Source organism: Sedimenticola sp. (genome assembly GCF_050289425.1).
Taxonomy (GTDB): domain Bacteria; phylum Pseudomonadota; class Gammaproteobacteria; order Chromatiales; family Chromatiaceae; genus Sedimenticola.
This window is the reverse complement of the sequence record NZ_JBNKFS010000005.1, coordinates 162,253-175,724: the sequence shown is the minus strand read 5'-3', so window position 1 is coordinate 175,724 and position 13,472 is coordinate 162,253. Positions and strand designations below refer to the sequence as shown.

The following is a 13,472-nucleotide window of genomic DNA, read 5'->3' as shown; positions in this document are numbered from 1 at the left end:
GACAGCAGCCTACTGGGAATAAAAATAATAACGCCACTCCGGACATCACGACCGGAACATTAAATAGTATAACAATGCACGCCTGCATACCAGATAACAGTGCCGTCTATTTCGGGAACACACGCACTCTACCGGCAGGATAATTGAGTCGGCCCTGCGCTTTTGCCTCGATGCGCTACGCCAGTAAAGACTGTAACCGCTCGTGCAGACGTTGCGCCTGGACAGACTGACGCAACCGCTGCGCAGTGATAATCGCCCGCAGTTCACCCAGCGCCTGATCGAACAGGTCATTGACCACGATGTAGTCGTATTCGGGGTAGTGAGACATCTCTTCCCGGGCTTCACCCAGTCGCCGCTGGATCACGGTTTCGCTATCCTGACCTCGGTTGCCCAGGCGCTGCCGTAGCGCTTCCGGCGTGGGCGGCAGGATGAATACCGATACCGTGTCCGGGATACGCAGACGCACTTGCTGTGCGCCCTGCCAATCGATCTCCAGGATCACATCGTTGCCCTGATCTATCTGCTCGCGGATACCCTCTTCTGAAGTCCCGTAATAGTTACCAAACACTTCGGCATGCTCCAGAAACGCGCCCGCCTCGATCATCCGGGTGAACGCATCGGTATCGACAAAATGGTAATCCACGCCGGGCGTTTCACCCGGCCTTTTTGGGCGAGTGGTGTGCGAGATGGAAACCCGCACCTGCTCTTCGGTTTCCACCAACGCCTTCAATAGGCTGGTCTTTCCGGCCCCGGAGGGGGCGGACACTATAAACAGGGTACCTGTAGTCATGCTCTTTTCACTTTTCCTTCTGCTCTTCGGCAACCTCGGTATTACCGGGCGCCATCACTCTATTCGATATTCTGGATCTGCTCGCGCATCTGCTCGATCAACACCTTCAGTTCAACCGATACCCGGGTCATCTCAACGTCGTTGGATTTGGAACCCAAGGTATTGGCTTCCCGATTCAACTCCTGCATCAGGAAGTCGAGACGACGCCCCACCGGTTCGTCTCTGCCGAGCACGGCCTCCACCTCATCCAGATGCGTCTGCAAGCGATCCATCTCCTCGTCCACATCCAGCCGTTGCGTGAGCAGTACCATCTCCTGTTCGATACGCCCTTCGTCCAGCTCTGCGGTCAACTCCGCCAGACGGGCACGCAGCCGGTCACGCAGGGAGACCAACAGCTGCGGCATCAACTGCTTGACCTTCGCCACTTCCTCGCGCATCGCGCCACAACGCTGCTGTATCAGCTCAGCCAGACGGGAGCCTTCCCGCTGGCGCGACTCGACCAAGCCGTCCAGCGTCTCTTCCAACAGTTCAGCCGCGCGTTTATGGATAGGCGTCAAATCCAGCTCTTCCGTTTCCAATACACCGGGCCAACGCAGGATATCCATCGCCCGGGGCGGTACCGACTCATGCAGCAAGCGCCCCACTTCTCCGGCGGCGTCGATAATCTGCTGGGCGAAGCGTTCATTTACCACCACGCCGGCGGTGGCGCTTTTTGACGGTACGAAGCGGAACAGGCAATCAACCTTGCCACGCCCAAGCCGGGCGGCCACCCGTTCCCTGACCAGCGGCTCCAGGGCTCGTAACTCTTCCGGCAAGCGTACAAACAATTCCAGATAACGGTGGTTGACCGACCGTATCTCGCAGACCAGTTCACCCAGCTCGTCCCGGCTCTCTCTTCTCGAAAATGAGGTCATACTGCAGATCATGTGCGCACCTGTTATTTATACTTGGAAGAGTACTGCGTATTATCTGTAAAACGCAGATATTGAGTAACCGCCGCTTAACCGGGCGGCTAAGGCCCTAGACGTGGTTAGGTGTATCATAATGCGCATTCGAGCAGAGTGCATCCGGAGCTGACTATTTCTTCACCCACGGAACAGAACAGGGACAGCCTACCGTCCGGCACCGTCATCGACTGTTACTCGATCATCAAGCTGATCGGGAGCGGCGGATTCAGCCTGATTTACCTGGCCGAAGACGAGGACACCCAGGATCATGTGGTGATCAAGGAGTACCTGCCGAAAAAAATCGCGGTACGCGACCAGAACGGGCGGGTACAGGTTAGCGGTGAAAAACAGAGCGACGCCTTTCACAACGGACGCAAGCTGTTTTACCAGGAAGCCAAGGCACTGGCGACCCTGCGCCATCCCAACATTGTGAACGTCCGCACCTTTTTCCTTGCCAACAATACGGCCTATCTGGTGATGGACTACGAGCACGGCAAAAATCTCGGCAGCTACGTCAAGAAGCGCAATGGCGGATTGAGCACCACCTTTCTGCTGACGGTTTTCCCGGCCGTGCTTGACGCACTGAACCTGATTCACTCCGAGGGGCAGTTGCACCTGGATATCAAGCCGAGCAACATCCACCTGCGTCCAGGCGGCAACCCCCTGCTGCTCGACTTTGGCGCCGTACACCAGTTTGCCACCACACGCAGTCGGCAGTCGTCTCAAGTGGTTACACCCGGATTTGCACCGGTCGAACAGTATTACTCCTCCGGCTATGTCGGGCCCTGGAGCGATGTGTATGCCATAGGCGCCACCATGCGCTCCTGCATCGAGGGCAAACCGCCACCTTCGGCCATCGAACGGCATGCTAAAGATTCAATGAAACCAATCGCAAGTCTGTACAAGAAACAGTACCCCGCCTATCTGCTCGATATCATCGATTGGGCAATGGAGGTGGACCCCCTGCTGCGGCCGCAGAATGCCGGCATCATGCTGGAGGCGCTCACCCAAGAGCGGGGACGACCGGCAAACAACCGTCAGCCACAGCTTGAGTCGACGGACAACCTCTTTAAACAGAGAGACGCTGAATGAGCATACAACCCGGTGAATTTGCCTCCTGCAGTTTGATAGGCGACCGCAAGATCAACCAGGACCGCTGTATCAGGGTCGATGGAAACAGTGCCGTACTGCTGGGCCTGGGTGACGGCATGGGCGGACATCCACGCGGCGAGGCGGCGGCCCAGGTACTGATCGATACCTGCCAAAGCTACTTCAATCGAACCCCCCATCCGATCCTCAACCCAAGCAGTTTTCTGACCCGCCTGTTACATAAAGCGCACGAAAATATCGTCGCCTTCGGCTATGATCAGCATCCGGCCATCGACCCCAGAACCACCGCGGTCGCCTGTCTGATACAGAAAAACGTCGCCCACTGGGCACATGCCGGCGATAGCCGACTCTATCTGTTGCGAGAGCGCCGGGTACTTGCCAAGACCATTGACCACTCCTATGTCGAGCGGCTGAAACAGCAGGGCGTGATCACCGCCAGGCAGCAGAAAACCCATCCGCAACGCAACTATGTCACCCGCTGCCTGGGTGGCGCCCTGGTCTCACCGGACATCACGCTGGGCAAACATAAACTGGCATCCGGAGACATACTGCTGCTCTGCAGTGACGGCTTCTGGGGCAGTATCGGTGAGGAAGAGATGCTGAACACACTGTTCAGTAACCTGCCCCTGTCGGAGGCGATTCAGAGCTTGGCCGAACAGGCAGCCCACAAAGCCTTTCCGGATAGTGATAACATCACCCTGATTGCACTCAGGATGCAGCAGGCGGACAACACGCATACCCGTGTCACTGAGGACAAAACGGAAGCGCAGACTGAAGAGAGCAATCTGGCCCAGGCCATTGCCGAACTGCAGAACGCCATCAGTAATTTTGAATCTGAAACCAAGCAGGAAAAAGAATGAGACCCAGTGGCCGTACCCCCGATCAGATGCGCCGTGTCCGCATTACCCGACACTTCACCAAACATGCGGAGGGATCGGTCCTGATCGCTTTCGGCGACACCCAGGTAATCTGCACCGCCTCGGTTGAGGAGCGGGTCCCGCCCTTTCTCAAGGGCAGCGGAAAAGGCTGGGTAACGGCCGAGTACGGCATGCTGCCGCGCTCCACCGACAGTCGCATGGCGCGGGAGGCGAGCCGGGGCAAACAGGGAGGACGCACCTTGGAGATACAACGCCTGATCGGCCGCAGCCTGCGTGCCGTGACCGATCTCCAGGCACTGGGAGAACGCACCATCACCCTGGATTGCGATGTCATCCAGGCGGATGGCGGTACCCGCACCGCCTCCATCTCCGGCGCCTATGTGGCACTGTGCGATGCCGTCGGCAATCTGCAAAAATCCGGTAAGCTGACTAGCGATCCGATTCACGGACAACTCGCTTCCGTTTCGGTCGGCATCTATCAGGGTGTGCCGATACTGGATCTCGATTACGCCGAGGACTCCCAGGCGGAAACCGACATGAACGTGGTCATGAACGATGCCGGAGCCTTTATCGAGGTACAGGGTACGGCAGAAGGTCACGCTTTCCACCTGCAGGAATTGAACGCCATGCTGGCCTTGGCGGATAGCGGAATCCGCGAGATCATGGGAGTACAGCAGCAAGCCATGGCGGATTGACCGGCCCGCTCCGGGGCCCGCGGATGGATAGCGGGCCCTGTACTACCCACAGGCAACTCAGGCTAGCCTGCCATCGACTCGATACCCGACAAGACGCAAACCTGGTTGCGCCCCTGATCCTTGGCCCGATAGAGTGCACGATCGGCCCGCTCCATGGCCGGTTCTATTGCGTTCTCGCCCGGAACCAGCTGACTGATTCCGATACTGATGGTCACCTTGATTTCATCCTCGCCCACTTGAATACGCAGGTTTTCGATAGCGGTCCGAATCCGTTCCGCCGTCGCCCCGGCGGAGGTCTGATCGGTTGCCGGCAAGAGGGCCGCAAACTCTTCACCACCGATCCGGCCCAATATATCCTCTTCCCGTAACGCGGAAACAATCGACTGCGACACAAACTTCAATACCCGGTCACCCGCGGGATGCCCGTAGGTGTCATTCACCTGCTTGAAGTAATCCACATCCAGCAGCAGTACCGTCAAGTCGCCCTGGTGCCGCAGCAGCCTGGCCACCTCCATCTTGGCCCGTTTCATAAACTCGCGACGATTGATTACTCCGGTCAGTGAGTCGATGCTGGCCAGGCGCTTGTACTCCTGACCCTCCGCCGCACTGCGCTTCAATGCCAAGGCGTGCCGGTTGATGGCCAAGGGTCCCAACTGCTCGCCCAAGGTCAGCATATCCGCACGGATCAGTTTGCGCCGGAATGTCTCGTACGCCTTGACCATATCCCCCAACTCATCCTTGCGATTGGCAAAGGGGATACGGAATGACTTATCGTCGGCGGTTAACGAGCGCATACCTTCGGTCAAGCTGAGAATGGGTAGGCGAATCGATCGGGCCAACTGCAACGCAACGAAACCGATCAGAAATACCATGGCGCCGCCGCCAAACACCGTGGTCATAAATATCGCGGTGGAGAGGCTGCGCTTACGCCGCATTTCATCCTGCAGTTGGCTGATGAGTTGCTGCTGAAAGGTATTGATCAAATTGATACGCTGGGTGGCAACTTTGAACCAGGTAAAGCTGTCCACCGAGACTTTCCCATCACCACTGCCCAGCTCCAGGGCATAATCGCTAAGACGCTTATAGGCGACTACCGCCTCGACTGAATAATGTTCACGCCAGCGCAACCACTGCGGTTCGGACAAAAAGGATCGAAACTGCCGCGCCAGGGTGTCCTGCTCTGAAGTCAGCGAAACCAGCTGGCGGTACTCCGGACGGGTAAAGTAGCCCCGGCCAAACGCCGCGGAGACCACTGCGCGCTCACGACCGCCCATTTCGGCAAACTGAATCAATATGGCGTTGGCCTGAAACAGCTCTGAACCGCCCTGGCGGCGGGAGTGGATGGCAATCTGGTTGGTTAAGGCGGTCAATTCGGTTATCAAACCGGTAAATCTGTCAAAACTCTCCTGGGGCGTGACCAGTCGCCGGTCGACCTTATCACGGTAGCCCTCCAGGGCCTCCATACGCACCACCACACGCGCCGCCCGGTCACCGATACGGCCCAATCGGCCTTCCAGTTTTTGCCCCTCGATATTCGCCTTGAACTGCGCCAACTCCCGGTTGCTGTTTTTGCGCTGCAGTTTCAGTGCGGTCTTGAACGCCCGGTCCTCACTGGTCAGAAAACCGGCGCTGAGTCCACGCTCTTTCTGCAGTTCATGGGCAAGATTGCCGATACGCCGGCTGAAGGCAGCCAGCCGTACCACGTCACCCGCCTCAGACGCCCCCTGCCAGGATTGATACATGATCATGCCGGCAAAGATAAGCATCGGCAGCAGCGAGATGATTACCAGCATCTCCAGACCACGCACCAGGGATATCTTCTGGAAACGGTGGACCAGATATTCAGCCAAGGAGTGACTTTTGGCCTCCTGCTCATCCAGCAAGGCAGCCAAGTCCAAGTCTTGATCAATAATATGGTTTATCAGTAACTTGACCAGGGATTCGGTCACGTCGATCAGCGAACCACCCAGATCATCCGGGCGCAACTGGCCGCGCGCCTCAATGATGGCCGCCCGAAAATCATTGTGTTCGCGGCGCTGCTCCTCTTTGAAATCCTCACTGGCGGAAAAACTGAGGCGCTCTTCATTGCGGCTATGCGCGGCCGCCAGCAGTTCCAATTCATCCAGAACCCGGTGCACCTGTTCGGCATCGGGGTCTTCGTCAATCAAGTCGATCAATCGGTTAAGCAGTGCAATAAGCTGTCTGTGCTCCCCATCCAGATCCGGGTCGCCAATACTAAGCCCCTCATCCCACTGGATTTTTTTCATCGCACATCAATCGGCAGCGTCATTCCCGGATGGCTACCGGATTGCGTTGCCCGAACTATGTGATTAACAACAAACAACTGCATTTCGCCCTTCTTCGCACCGCTAGGTTTTGTGAACCGGATCACTCTTTTGTATCGGTCACATTAGCGAATACTTAAACAAGAAAGCGCGATTTTTTTACGGTTTATTGCAATCCTCCCCCTCTTACAGGGTCGGAAAGGAGAATGAACTGCCTTCCCGCACAGCGGACGAGGGCCAACGCTGGGTGATGGTCTTGCGACGAGTGTAGAAGCGCACGGCATCCGGGCCATACGCATAGAGGTCGCCGAACAGCGAGCGCTTCCAACCGCCAAAGCTATGGTAGGCCACCGGCACCGGCAGGGGTACGTTGACCCCCACCATACCGACGCGAATATGGTCGCTGAAATAGCGCGCCACTTCGCCATCCCGGGTAAAGATACAGGTGCCGTTTCCGTATTCATGATTATCGATCAGAGCCATCGCTTCCCGCAGGCTGGCCACGCGCACCACCCCGAGCACCGGACCAAATATTTCATCCCGATAGATCGTCATATCCGGGGTCACCCGGTCAAACAGGCAGCCCCCCAGGAAAAAGCCCTGAGTCGTGTCATCCAGCTGCAGCGCGCGTCCGTCCACCACCAGTTCGGCCCCTTCGTCCACACCACGGTCTACATAGCGGCGCACCTTCTGCAGGTGCTGCTCGGTTACCAAGGGTCCCATTTCACACCCCACGTCCCGGCCAGCGCCCACTTTCAAATGAGCCAGTTTTTCCGCCAGACGTCCGACCACCGCATCGGCCACGTCATCACCGACGCAGACCACGATTGAGATGGCCATGCAGCGCTCACCGCAAGAGCCGTAGGCGGCCCCCATCAGGGCATTCACCGCGTTGCCGAGATCGGCATCCGGCATTACGACGGCATGATTCTTGGCCCCGCCCAGGGCCTGCACCCGCTTGCCGGCGGCGGTACCGGTACGGTAGATATATTCGGCGACCGGGGTCGACCCGACAAAACTGACCGCCTGCACACGGGGATCGCCAAGCAGGGTATCTACCGCCTCTTTATCGCCGTTGACCAGATTGAATACGCCATCCGGCAAGCCCGCCTGTTGCAGCAGCTCGGCGATACGCAGGGCGGCGGACGGGTCCCGCTCGGACGGTTTCAGGATAAAGGTGTTGCCGCAGACCAGAGCCACGGGGAACATCCACATGGGGACCATCACGGGAAAATTGAAGGGGGTAATACCGGCCACCACACCCAGGGGTTGGAATTCCGACCATGAATCGATGCCCGGCCCCACACTCTTGGAAAACTCGCCCTTCAGCAATTCCGGCGCACCGCAGGCATACTCCACCACCTCAATGCCGCGCACCAGTTCGCCCATCGCATCATCCAGTACCTTGCCGTGTTCATCGGTGATCAAACCGCAGATCTCTTCGGCATGCTGCTCCAGCAACTGCTTGTAACGGAACATCACCTGGGCACGTTTCAGGGGCGGTGTCGCCCGCCACGCCGGGAAAGCCGCCTCGGCAGCGGCAATCGCCCGCTCGACCGTGTCCCGGGAAGCCAGTTCCACCCGGTGTGTTATTTCGCCTGTAGCCGGGTTGTAGACCGGCTGGGTCCGCTTGCTCTCTTGAACCTGCTCGCCGTTGATAAAGTGACCGATGGTATGCATAACTGCTCCTGGTTAATCGAGCCGCCGACGGCTCCTTGTTTCACTCGCTGGACAGACCGGCCGAATAGTCATCCGAAAACATAGTGTTTCAAACCCCAAGGGCCCTTGTCTCAGACGGCATTAAGACTATCTCCCACCACATTGACCAGACGGTCAATCTCCTCTTTTTCAATGGTCATGGCCGGACCGAACTGAATCGTATCGCCGCCGTAGCGCACGTAAACGCCACGCTCCCAACAACGCATGGCGATCTCCCAAGGGCGTCGCGCGGGCTCGCCGGGGTACGGGGTAATCTGCAGGGCACCCGCCAAACCAAAATTCCGGATATCGGTGACATGGGGCAATCCCTTCAGGCTGTGCAGACCCGCTTCAAAGTAGGGTGCCAGCTCTCGAGCGCGCTCCGCCAGCCTCTCCGTCTCAAACAGTTGCAAAGCCGCGATGCCGGCCGCGCAGGCCAGCGGATGGGCCGAATAGGTGTATCCGTGCGGAAACTCCACCATATACGCCGGCCCACCCTGATCCATAAAGGTTTGGTAAATGTCACGCTGCACCACCGTAGCCCCCATCGGGACCACGCCGTTGGTCAACCCCTTGGCCAATGTCATGATATCCGGCACCACACCAAAGGTATCCGCCGCAAAGGCTTGGCCGGTACGCCCAAAGCCGGTGATCACTTCGTCAAAAATCAGTAGGATCTGGTGCTTGTCGCAAATTTCACGCAGCAGCTGCAGATAGCCTTTGGGCGGTACAATCACGCCGGCCGAACCGGCTATCGGCTCAACAATCACCGCGGCGATATTGGAGGCATCGTGCAACGCCACCAACTCTTCCAACTGCTCCGCCAGTGCCGCACCCTGCTCCGGCATGCCGCGCTGGAAGGCATTCTCCGGCAACAGGGTATGGGGCAGGTGATCGGCGTCCAACAAGGTGCCGAACAGCTTGCGGTTGGGGCCGATACCGCCCAGGCTGATACCGCCAAAATTGACGCCGTGGTACCCCTTGGCGCGGCCGATCAGTTTTGTCTTACCCGGCTGCCCCTTCTGTCGCCAATAGGCACGCGCCATCTTTAAAGCCGTCTCCACCGCTTCCGATCCGGAGTTGGAGAAAAACACATAATCCAGCCCTGAAGGCGTCATCTGGGTCAGCTGATTGGCCAGCTCGAACGAGAGCGGATGGGCAAACTGGAAGCCCGGGGAATAGTCCAGGCGGTCCAACTGGGCGGTGACGGCTTCACTGATCTCCCGCCGGTTGTGCCCGGCACCGCAGCACCAAAGCCCGGACACCCCGTCCAGAATCTGCCGGCCGTCGGCACTTTGATAGTAATTGCCTTCGGCGGCAACAATCAGGCGGGGATTTTGTTTGAAATCCCGGTTACCGGTGAAGGGCATCCAGTGCGCCTCCAGTTCCTCGCGTGTCAGTCCGGCGGTGAGTCGGGTGTCAAATTCGGGCATAGGTGATCCTTAATCCATGTCTAGGTGGAGTGAGTGAGTTTGAACGGCAGTTAAGGTTAAATAAATTTGAATTAATTTATTTTTAGTTTCAATATTATTTAACTTTAAACAGGTCCCGGCCATCCCATGAAATCCCTCCCCCTCGCACTCAGTGGACAGATCAGTGACAGCGATATACGCCAACTGCGTATATTCAAGGCCGTGGTGGAGTGTGGAGGATTTTCCGCCGCCGAGGTGCAACTCAATATCAGCCGCTCAGCCATCAGCATCAGTATGGCAGATCTGGAACAACGTCTGGGTCTGCGCCTGTGCCAGCGAGGCCGGGCCGGCTTTTCGCTGACTGCGGAGGGGGCACAGGTACACGCCGCCACGCTGCAACTACTTACTTCACTGGAGGGTTTCAGAACCCGGGTCAATGCGATACACGCCCGTCTCAAGGGTGAATTGAATATCGGTATCACCGACAACCTGGTCACCATGCAGCACATGCGGATCACCGACTCCCTGGCCCGCCTCAAACAGCGCGGCCCGGATGTGGGTATCAATATCAGCATGCTGCCGCCCAATGAGATCGAGTTGCGGGTGCTGGATGGACGCCTGCATATCGGTGTCGTCCCCGACCTCCGCACCCTGGCCGGTCTGGAGTACCTCCCCCTCTATGGTGAAACCTCCCAGCTCTACTGTAGCCACACCCACCCGCTGTTCGATGCCAACTCGGTCTCATCCGCACAGATTCTACAGCAGGATGCGGTGGTGCCCGCCTACGCCCAGACCGCGGCCATCAAGGCGCAATATCAGCCGCTCAAAGCCAGCGCCACGGCAACCGACCGGGAGGGGATCGCCTTCCTGATCATGACCGGCTGCTATATCGGTTTCCTCCCCACCCATTTCGCCGACCGCTGGGTTTCACAGGGAAAAATGCGTCCACTGCTGAGAGAGCAGATGCACTACGTAACCCACTACTCCGCCATTACCCGCCGCGGCGCGCCCGACAATCTGATCTTGCAAACCTATCTGAGTGAATTGAAGCAGGAAGAGTCAGCCGGCCACTAACCTGTTTACCGGCCGGGGCAGGCACGATCGCCTACCCCTGGCGCCATCCGGTGCGGCTATTCGGACGACTGATAGCCGATACGGAAACCGCCCCAATGCCTGCCATCGACAAAGATCGGGATGGTCAGATCGTGCATCACCTCCCCAGTATCCCGTTTATAGGTCTGCAGCAGGAACGGCTTGGTCGACGATCCACAGCGGGCACCGGTGCGATCATCAAAGATCCGTTTGGTCCGGTTGGTCAGCAGATCCTTTTCATAGTCGCCGGTAAGCGGTTTGGCGTAACGGTTGTTATGGGTGGGGAAGTAGCCGTTGTTATCCACCGCACCGGCATACGCCATAAAGGCATGCCGAGAGAGGATCGGTTCCTGGATTGCCGGGAAATTAGCGTCGGTAAAGTCGTCGAACTGGGTTTTGAATTTTTGCGGATGGGTACCGGCAATTGGCTGGTAGTTCCGATCAAAAATCTGGTTAAGGGACAATTTCCCCTGATCCACTGCTTGCTCGAACAGTTGCTGGATGGCCACCACGGCCGCACGCCCCTCCTCATAGGCGATACCATGTTCGCCCTGAAGACCGGTATCGCCCAGCAGTTCGTAGATCGATTCCGCCATCTCTGAAAGCGCCAGCGACTGACTCGCCACCGACTCCACCTTTTCCGAGGAGCTGTTGAGGCTCTGAGTAAACTCCTCCAGGGAGTGGTTGATCTGCGACTGGTGCTCACGATTCTGTTCAGAACGCTCGGCGGCGGAGATCACTCGCTGCTCCACTTCCCGGGCGTGCTCCAGTATCTCTACCAACTGTGTATCCACTTTTTCGGTACGCTGGCGACTCTCCTGCACCTCATCCACCAGTGAACGCATGGTGTTGCCGGCGTTCCCCGTCTCTTCGTTGATGCGCTGGACCATCTGACCAATTTCGGTGGTGGCGGTAGAGGTACGGGTGGCGAGATTTCTTACCTCTTCCGCCACCACGGCGAAACCGCGCCCCTGTTCGCCCGCCCTGGCCGCCTCGATAGCGGCATTCAGCGCCAGTAGATTGGTCTGGTCGGCAATCTCACTGATCACCTTGGTGATCTGGGATATCTGGCTGGCACGATCTTCCAGCTTGGCGATCAGATCAGCCGCCTCCTGGGCGTGGCTGCCGGTGCTACGCATCTGTTCAGCCGCCTCACCAATCGCCTCCTGGCCGATATAGCTGGCGCGACGTGTCTGTCGTGACAGCTCTTTCAGCGTCTCGGAATTGGTCACCGCCTGTTCGATATTGTTGGAGATATTACCGGTGGCTTCGGTGATCTTCTGAATATGCTCAATCTGGTCATCGATACGCCGTTTCAACACATCCGCCGCATAGGAGACCTCGGCACCCGCTATCGCAATCTTGCCACTGCGCCCCACCACACCGACACTGCAGCTGTAATGTTCCTGCAACAACCCCGCCACGACGGCGATCTCGTCTCCTGCATCACCCTGCAATAACTGCGACAGCCTTTGGCCTTCATCCTCATTCAGCTGCCCCTTAGCCTCCACCAGTCGATGCATCAAGCCCAGGTGACCGACCAGTGGCTGCAGCTGAATGCGATAAACCAGTAACAGTGCAAACAAAACCGCCACCACGGCGACAACCAGCACGGAGACCAACCCACTGGCGCCGACGTAGAGTAGAAGTAATCCCGTAACGAACCCAGCCACTACCGCGGCCAGTAGTACCAGAAATGTTGTTTTGTTGAGTATGTTCATGAGATTAATCAGCTATTCTGCGTGCATGGATAATTTGGCTATCGGCCAAGCGGCAGTCATCTTTAGTCAATCGAGTGATAAACGACCTTTTAGATCAATGAGATACCTGACGAAACCGAGATAAGGCGGCCGATAGCCAGCCTGGCCACCTGACTAGTTGTCGCCAGTATAGATCTGGGTCAAGTCTGATAGATTATTATTTGGGTAACATAAGTTGTCTTGATGAATAGAGTGCCTTCACTCATTCACCCAGAGAAACCCATCTATTTAGCAATGCCCCGAGCCGGGCAGGAAAACAGGGGAACAGATCATGATTTCGCACAATCTTAGAGCCACCGCCATTGGAGTCACGCTGGCATACCTCTCCACTTATGCCATCGAAACCAATGCCTGGCAAAAGGATATCGAGAACTCGGATCATATCAAGAGCACCACCTGCAAGTTCGAACCGGAGGCACAGTGTTCATGGGCGGTGCGGATCGGGGCACAAATCCCCGGGGTCGATATGCACGATGCCTCCATGGCTTCCATGCGCCTGGACCACGCCAACCTGCAGGGCGCCAATCTATCGGGTGCTATCCTCCACCTGGCCGACCTCGAGGGGGCCAATCTGATGCTCAGCAATCTGCAGCATGCAGCCCTGCACGCGGTCAATCTGCAAAACGCCAATCTGATGCTGGCCAATCTTAAAGGCGCCAACCTGCTTGATGCCGATCTCAGCGGCGCCAATCTGCGGGGAGCCAATCTCGAAAACACTATTTTTATCGCCGCCAAGCTGGATAACGCCACCTGGACGGATGGCCGGGTCTGCGCCGTCGGTTCGATAGGCGAGTGTAAGTAGCCA

General features: G+C 57.5%; 11 protein-coding genes. 5 read left to right on the top strand and 6 right to left on the bottom strand.

What is annotated here, in order from left to right; translation table 11 throughout:
- Positions 1-175 precede the first annotated feature (175 nt).
- Both gmk and ACQY5R_RS05240 read right to left on the bottom strand, forming a co-directional pair.
- Complete coding sequence (gmk, locus tag ACQY5R_RS05245) at positions 176-790, bottom strand: guanylate kinase (RefSeq protein ID WP_428605410.1); 615 nt, start codon at positions 788-790, stop codon at positions 176-178.
- Positions 791-849: 59 nt separating this feature from the next.
- The gene (locus ACQY5R_RS05240; protein ID WP_428605408.1) at positions 850-1,704 is read right to left on the bottom strand and encodes a YicC/YloC family endoribonuclease; all 855 of its coding nucleotides are present in this window, start codon (positions 1,702-1,704) and stop codon (positions 850-852) included.
- Between the two features lie 147 nt (positions 1,705-1,851).
- Between ACQY5R_RS05240 and ACQY5R_RS05235 the strand changes: the two genes are divergently transcribed.
- From ACQY5R_RS05235 to rph, 3 genes are read left to right on the top strand one after another with little or no spacing between them, the layout of a single operon-like run.
- Positions 1,852-2,829 (top strand): serine/threonine protein kinase, encoded by a 978-nt coding sequence (locus tag ACQY5R_RS05235; protein ID WP_428605406.1) that lies wholly within the window; start codon positions 1,852-1,854, stop codon positions 2,827-2,829.
- Positions 2,826-3,707 (top strand): PP2C family protein-serine/threonine phosphatase, encoded by an 882-nt coding sequence (locus tag ACQY5R_RS05230; protein ID WP_428605403.1) that lies wholly within the window; start codon positions 2,826-2,828, stop codon positions 3,705-3,707. The genes ACQY5R_RS05235 and ACQY5R_RS05230 overlap by 4 nt, the downstream gene beginning before the upstream one ends.
- Entirely contained in the window at positions 3,704-4,420 is a 717-nt protein-coding gene (rph, locus tag ACQY5R_RS05225; protein ID WP_428605400.1) for a ribonuclease PH, read from the top strand. Before ACQY5R_RS05230 ends, rph begins: the two co-directional genes overlap by 4 nt.
- A gap of 62 nt (positions 4,421-4,482) precedes the next feature.
- On the opposite strand, the gene ACQY5R_RS05220 is transcribed toward rph, so the two are convergent.
- The 3 genes from ACQY5R_RS05220 to ACQY5R_RS05210 all read right to left on the bottom strand — a co-directional run bounded on the left by ACQY5R_RS05220 (position 4,483) and on the right by ACQY5R_RS05210 (position 9,836).
- On the bottom strand, positions 4,483-6,687 hold the full coding sequence (locus ACQY5R_RS05220) for a diguanylate cyclase (RefSeq protein WP_428605397.1): 2,205 nt from the start codon (positions 6,685-6,687) through the stop codon (positions 4,483-4,485).
- 204 nt (positions 6,688-6,891) lie between these two features.
- Complete coding sequence (locus ACQY5R_RS05215; RefSeq protein WP_428605394.1) at positions 6,892-8,385, bottom strand: CoA-acylating methylmalonate-semialdehyde dehydrogenase; 1,494 nt, start codon at positions 8,383-8,385, stop codon at positions 6,892-6,894.
- 110 nt (positions 8,386-8,495) lie between these two features.
- Positions 8,496-9,836 (bottom strand): aspartate aminotransferase family protein, encoded by a 1,341-nt coding sequence (locus tag ACQY5R_RS05210; protein ID WP_428605392.1) that lies wholly within the window; start codon positions 9,834-9,836, stop codon positions 8,496-8,498.
- Between the two features lie 126 nt (positions 9,837-9,962).
- On the opposite strand from ACQY5R_RS05210, the gene ACQY5R_RS05205 reads away from it, so the two are divergent.
- Entirely contained in the window at positions 9,963-10,889 is a 927-nt protein-coding gene (locus tag ACQY5R_RS05205) for a LysR family transcriptional regulator (RefSeq protein WP_428605389.1), read from the top strand.
- Positions 10,890-10,945: 56 nt separating this feature from the next.
- On the opposite strand, the gene ACQY5R_RS05200 is transcribed toward ACQY5R_RS05205, so the two are convergent.
- Positions 10,946-12,628 carry a methyl-accepting chemotaxis protein gene (locus ACQY5R_RS05200; protein WP_428605386.1) on the bottom strand — a complete coding sequence of 561 codons (1,683 nt, stop codon included), beginning with the start codon at positions 12,626-12,628 and terminating at the stop codon, positions 10,946-10,948.
- A 310-nt stretch (positions 12,629-12,938) separates the two neighbouring features.
- Between ACQY5R_RS05200 and ACQY5R_RS05195 the strand changes: the two genes are divergently transcribed.
- Positions 12,939-13,469 (top strand): pentapeptide repeat-containing protein, encoded by a 531-nt coding sequence (locus tag ACQY5R_RS05195; protein ID WP_428605383.1) that lies wholly within the window; start codon positions 12,939-12,941, stop codon positions 13,467-13,469.
- Positions 13,470-13,472: the final 3 nt, after the last annotated feature.

Excerpts from the sequence above, each read along its gene's own strand:
- rph (WP_428605400.1), top strand. The coding sequence starts at position 3,704 with ATGAGACCCAGTGGCCGTACCCCCGATCAGATGCGCCGTGTCCGCATT.
- gmk (WP_428605410.1), bottom strand. The coding sequence starts at position 790 with ATGACTACAGGTACCCTGTTTATAGTGTCCGCCCCCTCCGGGGCCGGA.
- ACQY5R_RS05230 (WP_428605403.1), top strand. The coding sequence starts at position 2,826 with ATGAGCATACAACCCGGTGAATTTGCCTCCTGCAGTTTGATAGGCGAC.
- ACQY5R_RS05215 (WP_428605394.1), bottom strand. The coding sequence starts at position 8,385 with ATGCATACCATCGGTCACTTTATCAACGGCGAGCAGGTTCAAGAGAGC.
- ACQY5R_RS05205 (WP_428605389.1), top strand. The coding sequence starts at position 9,963 with ATGAAATCCCTCCCCCTCGCACTCAGTGGACAGATCAGTGACAGCGAT.
- ACQY5R_RS05240 (WP_428605408.1), bottom strand. The coding sequence starts at position 1,704 with ATGACCTCATTTTCGAGAAGAGAGAGCCGGGACGAGCTGGGTGAACTG.
- ACQY5R_RS05195 (WP_428605383.1), top strand. The coding sequence starts at position 12,939 with ATGATTTCGCACAATCTTAGAGCCACCGCCATTGGAGTCACGCTGGCA.
- ACQY5R_RS05210 (WP_428605392.1), bottom strand. The coding sequence starts at position 9,836 with ATGCCCGAATTTGACACCCGACTCACCGCCGGACTGACACGCGAGGAA.
- ACQY5R_RS05200 (WP_428605386.1), bottom strand. The coding sequence starts at position 12,628 with ATGAACATACTCAACAAAACAACATTTCTGGTACTACTGGCCGCGGTA.
- ACQY5R_RS05220 (WP_428605397.1), bottom strand. The coding sequence starts at position 6,687 with ATGAAAAAAATCCAGTGGGATGAGGGGCTTAGTATTGGCGACCCGGAT.